This is a genomic window from Parabacteroides caecihominis (assembly GCF_023656785.1).
Classification (GTDB): domain Bacteria; phylum Bacteroidota; class Bacteroidia; order Bacteroidales; family Tannerellaceae; genus Parabacteroides; species Parabacteroides segnis.
In genome coordinates, this window is the sequence record NZ_JAMOKS010000014.1 from 69,525 (window position 1) to 79,584 (window position 10,060).

A 10,060-nucleotide genomic window follows, 5' to 3' on the forward strand; every position below is an offset into this window, starting at 1 on the left:
GAGGATGCGTCGAAAAGTTACAGTCTTTTGGCGCATCCTCTTTTTATAATCTAAAGACCTGCATCAAGCTTTAGTTGCAGTTTTATTGGGAGAGGCTTTATCCAGCCATTTCTCCTGGAAGGTTTGCATCCATTCGTAGAAGCTGGGGATAAAGGCGGTTGCAAAAATCGTATTGATAGCCATACCGAATACGACGGCTGCCCCCAATGATACACGGCTGGCTGCCCCTGCTCCGGTGGCAAACAACAACGGCATGACTCCGAGTACAAAGGCAAACGAAGTCATCAGGATAGGACGCAGGCGGACGTGTCCGGCTTCGAGGGCCGCTTCGCGTATCGGATTACCAGCGGCACGGTAGTCGCGGGCAAATTCGACAATCAGGATACCGTTCTTTGCGGAGAGGGCTATCAGCAGGATAATCCCGATTTGCGTGTAGACGCTGACGGGCACTCCCATAATGAAACAACCGAGAATGGCTCCCAGCAAGGCGATCGGCAATCCCATGATGGCTGCCAGCGGACTTGTCCAACTTTCATATTGTGCCGAAAGAACCAGGAAGGCCACCAGTAAAGCCATACCGAATATCAACATCGTGGTCGAGCCGGCTTTGGTCTCCTGATAGGCGACGGAGGTCCATTCGTAACCGAAATTGTCGCCCAGCTGTTCCTGTATGAGTTCTTCCATCGCCTGTATGGCTTCTCCCGAACTGTATTTCGGATTGGCAATACAAGTGATGGAGGCAGAAGAATACATATTATACAGGTTAATCTGGTCTAGTCCCAATTGTTGTTTCGCTTCTGTAAAAGCGGAGAAAGGAACCATCTTGCCGGAACTGTTTTCCAGACTCAACCGCATAACATCATCGATGACCTTTTGCGCCTGTCCGCCGGCTTCAATCTTGACCTGATAGATACGCCCGAACTCGACAAAGTCATTTACATAGGCGGCTCCCATGTAATAGCTGAGGGTGGAGAAGACATCGCTCAACTGTAATCCCAGTAACTGCACTTTGTCGCGGTCGATATTCAGACGGTATTGGGGGACATTCGCCTGATACATACTGGATAAACTCAGAAGTTGAGGTTTGGTACGGTATGTTTCCAGCAATGTCTGTATGGCATGCTGCATTTCGGTCGGTCCCAGGTTCTTGCGGTCTTCCAGTTGCAGTTGCAGACCGCCGGAAGCACCCAGGCCGGGAATGGCGGGAGGAACCAAAGCAAAGATTTGCGCTTCCTGGATGCCATAGGCTTCCCGGTTGAAGCGGGTGACGACATCTTGTGCCGTATGACCTTTCCCTTTTCGTTCACTCCAGTTCTTCAGTACGACAAAATAGGTACCGGTATTCGACAGTTCGCCGCCTCCCATCACAGAGAAACCGTTTATTCCCATATAGGTTTTGACTTCCGGATAAGTGTCCAGTATCTTGTTGATTTTCTGGCTGACGGCTTCGGTGCGTGGCAGGCTCGAGGCCGGTGGCAACTGGCTGGAGATAATGAAATATCCGTCGTCTTCTTCCGGGATGAAGGTCGAAGGCCAGCGCATGAACATGACGGCTGCCGTAGCTGAAACGATCAGGAAGATTATCAATGTGACCAGCTGATGTTTCAACATGCGGTCGACAATATCATCGTAGATCTTCTGTGTTTTGTCGTATACCTTATTGAAGGCTTTGAAGACGACAAACTTCGGGTCGTTAGTGACGCGTAGGAACAGGGCGCAGAGTGCCGGTGTCAATGTCAATGAGTTAATACCGCTCAGGACGGTTGCGGCAGCAATCGTCAGGGCGAACTGTTTGTAAAGCTGTCCGGAGATGCCGCCAATAAAAGTGGTCGGGATAAATACCGCCAACAGAACCAATACGACACCGATAACCGGCCCGACAAGTTCGCCCATCGCTTTTGTTACCGCTTCGCGTGCCGTATATTTCCCGGTATCCATGTATCGCGACGAGTTCTCGACGACAATGATTGCGTCGTCTACCACAATGGCAATCGCCAGGATCAATCCGAATAACGTTAATGTGTTGACCGAGAATCCCAATGCGCCCATGACAGCCAGTGTTCCTATCAATGAAACAGGAATACTGAGGCAGGGAATGATTACCGCCCGGAAATTCTGGAGGAAAAGGAAAATAACCAGGACAACCAGGGCTGTTGTCTCCAGGAAAGTCACCAACACTTCGTCGATAGAAGCGTTGATGACTTCTGTCGTGTCGAGAGTAACGCCGTATTCGACGCCTTGCGGAAGGGTGGAGGCAATCTCTTCCATCTTTGCCCGTACAGCTTTGGATACTTCCAGCGAGTTGGAGCCGGGCAGCTGGTAGATGGCAATGGCGGCAGCCTGTTGTCCCCGTAACCGTGAAGTCACGTTGTAGGAGGAGCTGCCCAGTTCGATACGGGCAATATCTTTCAGCCGGAGTATTTTACCGCCTTGCTCTGTCCGCAGGATGATATTGCCAAATTCCTCTGGCGTAGTCAGCCGGCCCTTTACAGTCAGGGTGTATTGATAAGGATTGTTCGCCTCTGCAATTGGCTGGCCTACGTAACCGGCAGAAACCTGCCTGTTCTGTGTCGAGATAGCCTGGAAAACCATATCCGGCGTCAGGTTGCGGATGCGCATGACTTCGGGGTCGAGCCAGATACGCATACTGTAGTTGCCGGCTCCCATGACACTTACCGAACCGACTCCCGGCAGACGAGCCAGCTGGTCGGTCAGGTTCAGGCTGGCATAGTTGCTCAGATAAAGTCCGTCGTAAAGAGAATCCCTGGAAGTGAGGGAAAGCATCATCACGATGTTGGATGATTGCTTTTTAGTCGTGATTCCTTGTACGATTACTGCTTCCGGCAGACTGCTTTGTGCAATGCTGACACGGTTTTGTACCATGACGGTAGCCATGTCGATGTCCGTACCGACAGCAAACGTGATGGTCAGCGAGTAAGTGCCCGAACTGGAGGAGTTGGAACTCATATAGAGCATTCCGTCCACACCGTTCACCTGTTGCTCGATAGGCAGTCCGACGGTTTGTGAAACCGTCTGTGCATCGGCACCCGGATAGACTGCCGAAACCTGTACGGTAGGCGGTGTGATATCCGGATATTGGGCGATGGGTAATACGTTGAGTGTGACCAATCCCGCAACCACGATAATCAGGGCAAGAACGGTGGCAAAGATGGGTCTGTTTATAAAGAATTTTACCATGACGTTCTTATTTTATAGGGGTAATACTCATTCCGTCACGCACTTTCAATAAAGCGGTGGTGACGTAACGTTCGTTCGGTTCAAGTCCGCTGACGACCTGGCGTAAGGTGTCGTCTACCAACTGTCCCGGTTCTATATGACGGTACCGTACGATATTGGAATCGTTTACGATATAAAGATATTTGCCCAGCTGGTCGGTGCCGATGGAGGCATCGCGTACCAGGACAGCATCCCGCTTTTCGCTGTAGGGCAGGGTGATGGTGACGTATAATCCGCTTTTCAGTTCGCCGTCCTTGTTATCCAGGTTGGCACGGACATTCAGTGTTCCGGTCGACAGGTCGACATTGGGAGAGAAATAATCCAACTGTCCGGTGTAGTTTTGCCGTCCGTTGTCTCCCAGATGTACGGCGATTGTTTCCGGCAGTTTGACGGTCGAATCGTTTTGGGCAGCGGTAATCATCATTTTCATAAACTGGTTATCTTCTATATTGAAGTTGACGAACATTTTGTCATCTTTATAAAGGGTAGCCAGCGTGACGGGTTGCGCCGCTCCGTTGATATAATTGCCGATGTCGTAAGTGGCCCGGGTGATTCGTCCGTCGAACGGGGCACGGATATAGCAGTAGCTGAGGTTGGTGCGTGCCGTATTCAGTTCGGCTTCCGAATTACGGACGGATGCTTCCATTTCCTGTGCGGTCGATTGGGCCTGCAATACCTGTATCTGGCTGACGGCTCCGCTTTTGGCGGCTTCTTTCATCCGCTCGTAATTGCTGCGGGCATAGTCGAGTTGCGCTTTGGAGGTTTTAAGTGCCGCCTCGGCCTGGGTCACATTATCCTGATAAGTGTCGGGCTCGATCACGAAGATGAGTTCTCCCTTCTTCACTTTGCTGCCGGCCACCAGGTGGGAGGTCCGGAGATAACCGTTTACCCGGGCCACCAGATTGACGGTCAATTCCGAACTCAGATAACCGGGATAGTCTTTTGTCAGCGTAATATCTTTTACTTCCGGTGTTGCCACGCTGATGGAAGGGGCGGCTGTTTCCGCCGGTTGCTTTTTCCCTTTGCACGATGCCAGCGTAAGGACCGACAAGGCGATCAGGGCGATTCTGACAGATGTTTTCATATTTGTGTTTTTTAGTTTGATAAACTACCTTTCTTAATACCCATCTTCGTCCCAGCCTCCGCCCAGTGCCTGGTAGAGCTGAATCAGATAGACGAGCGACTGGCCTTTGGCTTGTGTCAATTGATTCTCATACGACAGCAGCGAGCGTTGTGCATCCAGTACATTCTGAAACGGCGTCAGTCCCTGTTTATACAGGTCGAGTGAGAGATCGAGCGTTTGCTGGCCCTGGTTGACTACTTCGCGGAGGGCGACGATTTGTTTGATGGAGTTTTTATAGGAACTCATCGCGTTATCGACTTCCTGTACGGAGGTGAGGACGGTTTCGTTGAACTGCCTGATTGTTTCGTCTAACTGGGCTTTTGCCAGGCGGGTTGCCTGTGCCAGTTTGCCTCCCTGGAAGAAATTCCAGGAGATGGCGGGTGCGATTTCATATGTCAGGCTGTTATGGTTGGCTATCTTATCGATGTCGTGAGAAGCGAATCCGATGGAACCTTTGACGAAAACCTGCGGCCACCAGTCGGATTTGGATGCACCCAATGTCGCGGCCTGGGCGTTGACTTGGCGTTCGGCAGAACGGATATCCGGACGACGCAGTAACAGGTTGGCAGGGAATCCTACTCCGACGGTTTCGATGTAATCGGGCAGGGGGCGCGGATGGTCGATCAGTCCTTTAACGTCTTGCGGATACAGTCCCATCAGCACAGCCAGGGCGTTCGTGTACTGGATGATACCTGCTTCCAGCATGGGGAGCGAGGCCTTGGTACTGTAATATACAGATTGTGCCTGTGCCACATCCAGCTTCGACACCAGGCCGGTTTCATACCTTTTCTGGGTGATTTCGACTACAGCCTGTTGCGACAGACAGTTTTGGGTAACTACATCGACCTCCTGTTGCAGTTCACGCAGGTTGATGTAGGCCGATGCGACCTGTGCACAAAGCGATACCATGACGGCGTTGTATTCTTCTTTGGAGGCAGCGAAATTCTCTTTCTGCGCTTTCACCCGGTTACGGATACTGCCGAATACGTCGACTTCCCAGCTCATGGAGAGCGAGGCATCGGCATATTGGGTGATTGTTTGTGGCAAACTACTGGTGTTGCCGCTGCTTTGTTGCCGGTTCCATCCCGCCGATAGTCCCAGCGTCGGTGAATAACTGCCCTGTTGTATGCGCAGGTTGGCTTTCGCCATAGCGATACGATCGGCAGCCATCTGCACAGAATAGTTCTGCTTCACGGCCACATCGATCAGGGAATCCAATACCGGATCATTGAAATTCCTCCACCAGTTGTCATCAACGGGTAGGGTTTGTTGGAAATTACTGTCATTCTCCTGCCACGCTTCCGGCAATGCGTGATCGAGGTACTTATGCTTTGCCTGTGCCATCAGCGTCATTGGCAGAAAAAGGCAAAGCATAGTATAACACCATGTACTTATGTGCATAACTTTTTGTTTAGATTCTACACATAAACACAAAAAAGTCACTCTTGGTTTAATAAAGGACTAATTTTCACAGGATAGTAAAATCTCGTTTAAAATGAATAAAAACTCGTTTTAAACGGGCTCCATACTCGTTTTAAACGAATTTCAGCTCGTTTTAAACGGACTTCACATTCGTTTTAAACGAAGTTTAGGCCTTTTTTGAAGAATAATTTATCTTTGTCCTCTAAAAAAGAATGGCTAAAATGGCAAAGAACAGGAAAGAAGAATATAAAGAGCAAAATCTGCGGTATCTGGAAGAAATAGCTTCACAGGAAGGTGTAAAGAAACTGGCTGGCGGGATATTATATAAAGTAACGGAGCAGGGGAGCGGTACTGTTTCTCCCCGGTTGGATAACGTTGTTTCCGTTCATTATCGGGGGACTCTGATGAATGGGCGCGAATTTGATAATTCATACGAACGCAACTGCCCGGAGGCTTTCCGTCTGAACCAGGTTATTGAAGGATGGCAGATTGCACTTCAACAAATGCATGTAGGGGATAAATGGGTTATTTATATCCCTTATACAGTAGGATATGGTAACCGGGCTTCCGGTCCGATTCCTGCATTTTCAACGTTAATCTTTGAGGTAGAGTTGCTGGGGATTGCCTGAAGATTATCGAGATTACTTACGCTTTGAGGAATTCATCTAAAAAACCTTTTGAGAAGTTCCGGGTAAGATTCTTTTTTTCCGCAATTTCATTGCTCATCCTGTTCATGGCTGTCCGGAAGAAAAAATGTATGAGATATTCATGCGTATTTTCTTTGCGGATACATTTCAGGCAATTTATATATTCGGCTCTGTCATCGTTTCTGATTATCAGGAGAGGAAGTTCTTTTTGTAGAAGGATACGATTTGCAAGCAGGCGTCCTATGCGCCCGTTTCCATCCCTGAAAGGATGGAGATATTCGAAATAACCATGAAATAAACCGGCTACAACCATGGGGTGGATTCCTTTTTCAAGTGCTTTTTCTGTTGATTCCAGTAGATGGGAGACTCTTTGTATTAATTCTTCGTGATCGCCGAATATTGTATCTCCCGCACACATATCAACATCTGTATATTCACCGGGAGTAGCTCCGGGATGCCTGTAAGCAAGCGTATGTTCAGTCAGGATGAAATGTAACTTTTTAATATACTCTTCAGTCAGGGGACCTTCTAAGTTTTTGATCATGTATTCGTATGCACTGAAATGATCCAGTATTTCAAAAGCTTCAACTAATGGTTTTCCTTGCGGAATCATACCTAATCCCTTTTCTTTCAGGATACGTGTTTCATCTACCGAAAACGAATTACCTTCGATGGCACAGTTGTGTGTTGAGAAAAGAATTTCATTGTAGGTAATGAAATCCTCTTTTGAGAACCTGTCAGAAATCTGTTCTTTATATTCTTTGACCAACTGGTCATATTCTTTTATTTCGTTTTCGTACATAGATCGAATCTTCTATTGTTTGACTGAATGCAAATATATGCCTTATATTTGTATTTTGGTGCTTCAATAGGATACAAAAAAAGAGGCTGTTCTGCACAGCCTCTTCCTATATAAAGAATAAAGTTCTTATTCTCCTTTTTCAATTTGCTCCTGTACGATTGCATCTACAACGGCAACGGTTGTCAGGTTGAGGATGTCGCGGGTAGAGCTTTCTACGTCGGTGAAGTGAATCGGTTTGTTCAATCCCATCTGGATCGGGCCGATGGTTTCTACGACACCCATTTCGAGCAATAGTTTGTAAGCACTGTTGGCCGAACTCAGGTTCGGGAATACCAATGTGTTTACATCTTTGCCTTTCAGCTTGTTGAACGGATACATATCGTCGCGCAACTTCTTGTCTAATGCAAAGTTTACCTGCATTTCACCGTCTACGACGATTTCCGGATGATTCTTGTGAAGGTATTCGATAGCGCCGTGTACTTTCAGCGGACTTCCCTGTTTATCGGAACCGAAGTTTGAATAAGATACCATCGAGATAACCGGATCGTGCGCGAAGAACTTCACCGCATCGTGTGTCAGGCGGGCAATGTCGATCAGGACTTCTGTTGACGGATGACGGTTAATCAGCGTATCTGCCATAAAGAAAGTACCCTTTTTGCAAGTTACAATGTTCATGGCACCGAAATGATCGTATGTCGGACGGATACCGATGATTTCTTCCGCCAACTTTGTCACTTCCGAATAACGGCTGTAAACACCTGTGATAAATGCATCCGCATCGCCGGTTGCCACCATCATCATACCGAAAGCGTTCCGACCGACCATCTTTTCGCGTGCTTCCGAGAAAGTAACGCCTTCACGTGCTCTCTTTTCAGAAAGGATACGGGCGTAGCGGTCGCGGCGTTCTTCTTCACGGTCGTGGCGCAGGTTGACGATTTCGATACCTTCCAGGCTCAGGTTTTCTTCGGCTGCCAGTTTTTCCAAACGTTCTTCATTGCCTAACAGGATCGGATAACAGATTCCTTCGGCTTTGGCTTCTACGGCAGCTTTCAGCATGTTCACGTGGTTGGCTTCGGCAAATACCACACGTTTCGGATTTGCTTTTGCCATATCGGTAAAGGAACGGAGCAGTTTATTATCGTAGCCCATCATTTCACGCAAATGGTTGGCATAGCCTTCCCAGTCTGTGATTGTTTTGCGTGAGACACCCGACTCGATAGCTGCCTTGGCAACAGCAACCGATACTCGTGTCAACAACCGTGGGTCGAGTGCTTTCGGCAGGATATAATCGCGCCCGAAAGTCGTACGTTTCAGTTTATACGCTGCATTGACCACATCGGGAACCGGTTCTTTTGCCAGTTCGGCGATGGCATGTACGGCGGCCAGTTTCATCTCTTCGTTGATTGCTTTGGCATGTGTATCCAATGCTCCGCGGAAGATATACGGGAATCCTAATACATTATTGATCTGATTCGGATAGTCCGAACGTCCTGTTGCGAAAATAATATCTTCGCGTGATGCCATTGCATCGGCATATGAAATTTCCGGATTCGGATTAGCCAGAGCGAATACGATCGGGTTTTCGTTCATGGAACGCACCATCTCTTGTGTCAGCACATTGGCAACAGACAATCCCAGGAATACGTCTGTACCGACAACGGCTTCTTCCAGCGTCTTTATATCTCTTGTAGTAGCAAATTCCTTCTTCGATTCGTTCAGGTCGGTACGATGCGTAGAGATAACCCCTTTACTATCACACATAATGATGTTTTCCTTGCGGGCTCCCAGCATCACATACAGTTTCGTACAAGAGATGGAAGCGGCGCCTGCACCGTTGACAACGATTTTTACATCTTCAATCTTCTTTCCGGCTATTTCAAGCGCATTGAGCAGACCTGCACCGGAGATGATTGCCGTACCGTGCTGGTCGTCGTGCATCACCGGAATATCCAGTTCCGCTTTCAGTCGCTGTTCAATCTGGAAACATTCGGGCGCTTTGATATCTTCCAGGTTGATACCACCAAAAGTAGGGGCGATTGCTTTTACGGTTTCGATGAACTTATCGGGATCTTTCTGGTCCACTTCGATATCGAATACATCGATTCCTGCGAAGATTTTAAACAGGAGGCCTTTGCCTTCCATAACCGGTTTGCCGGCAAGCGCTCCGATATTACCCAGTCCCAAAACAGCGGTACCGTTAGAGATAACGGCTACCAGATTACCTTTTGATGTATATTTATAGGCATCAAGCGGTTCTTTCTCTATTTCCAGGCAAGGCTCTGCCACACCGGGAGAATAAGCCAATGATAAATCTGTTTGTGTACTATAGGGTTTTGTTGGAATTACTTCGATCTTTCCGGGTTTGCCTTCGGAATGATACCGAAGTGCTTCCTCTTTTGTTATCTTTGCCATAGACTTATGATATTAGTAGATTTTGTGTACGTTTTAAAATCGCCCACAAAAGTAACAAATTATTAGATATATAGTATGATATGCTTACAATTAGTTGGAAATATTTTGAATAAAACCTTTGATGTCAAAATTAATTGTTAACTATATTCTTTTCATAAAACTCCAGTGCGCATAGATTGGCGGCGACGGTTTCCAGGGTTGTTTGTCCGGCTTGCCAGGCATAGACCGAATCGATAAAACGGTCTGTTAAACGGATGGCTTCAGACATATTTAATTCATTCATCCAGTGTTTGAGGTCTTCCAGCTTTTGGAGGGTGACCGGTTGTATGTTGCGCAAGCCGGAGAAGGCGATGTCGGAAAGCTGGAGTTCCAGTTCGGCAAGGAGATTCTTTATGATCATTGTGTTCGCTTTTAAAA

The 10,060-nt window shown here is 47.9% G+C and carries 7 protein-coding genes; 1 reads left to right on the forward strand and 6 read right to left on the reverse strand.

Translation table 11 applies throughout. From position 1 onward, the window contains the following. Positions 1 to 63: 63 nt before the first annotated feature. The 3 genes from NBH14_RS13330 to NBH14_RS13340 are packed head-to-tail and all read right to left on the reverse strand — an operon-like array spanning position 64 to position 5,761. Complete coding sequence (locus NBH14_RS13330; RefSeq protein WP_186959673.1) at positions 64 to 3,198, reverse strand: efflux RND transporter permease subunit; 3,135 nt, start codon at positions 3,196 to 3,198, stop codon at positions 64 to 66. Positions 3,199 to 3,205: 7 nt separating this feature from the next. Beyond that, positions 3,206 to 4,321: an efflux RND transporter periplasmic adaptor subunit gene (locus NBH14_RS13335; RefSeq protein ID WP_122328957.1), complete on the reverse strand. Its 1,116-nt coding sequence runs from the start codon at positions 4,319 to 4,321 to the stop codon at positions 3,206 to 3,208. Positions 4,322 to 4,354: 33 nt separating this feature from the next. Then, on the reverse strand, positions 4,355 to 5,761 hold the full coding sequence (locus NBH14_RS13340; RefSeq protein WP_048318046.1) for an efflux transporter outer membrane subunit: 1,407 nt from the start codon (positions 5,759 to 5,761) through the stop codon (positions 4,355 to 4,357). A gap of 242 nt (positions 5,762 to 6,003) precedes the next feature. Between NBH14_RS13340 and bamJ the strand changes: the two genes are divergently transcribed. Beyond that, a complete protein-coding gene (gene bamJ / locus NBH14_RS13345; protein WP_046147635.1) occupies positions 6,004 to 6,411 on the forward strand; it encodes a BamJ family beta-barrel-assembly machinery protein in 408 nt (135 codons plus the stop codon). A gap of 16 nt (positions 6,412 to 6,427) precedes the next feature. Here the strand turns inward: bamJ and NBH14_RS13350 are convergent, their stop codons facing one another. The 3 genes from NBH14_RS13350 to NBH14_RS13360 form a co-directional block, all read right to left on the reverse strand. Continuing rightward, positions 6,428 to 7,231, reverse strand: coding sequence for a Fic family protein (locus NBH14_RS13350; protein WP_186959671.1), 804 nt, complete (start codon positions 7,229 to 7,231; stop codon positions 6,428 to 6,430). Positions 7,232 to 7,357: 126 nt separating this feature from the next. Beyond that, on the reverse strand, positions 7,358 to 9,643 hold the full coding sequence (locus NBH14_RS13355) for an NADP-dependent malic enzyme (protein WP_186959670.1): 2,286 nt from the start codon (positions 9,641 to 9,643) through the stop codon (positions 7,358 to 7,360). A gap of 130 nt (positions 9,644 to 9,773) precedes the next feature. Then, positions 9,774 to 10,043, reverse strand: a complete 270-nt coding sequence (locus tag NBH14_RS13360) for a hypothetical protein (protein WP_186959669.1) — start codon at positions 10,041 to 10,043, stop codon at positions 9,774 to 9,776. Between the last annotated feature and the right edge of the window lie 17 nt (positions 10,044 to 10,060).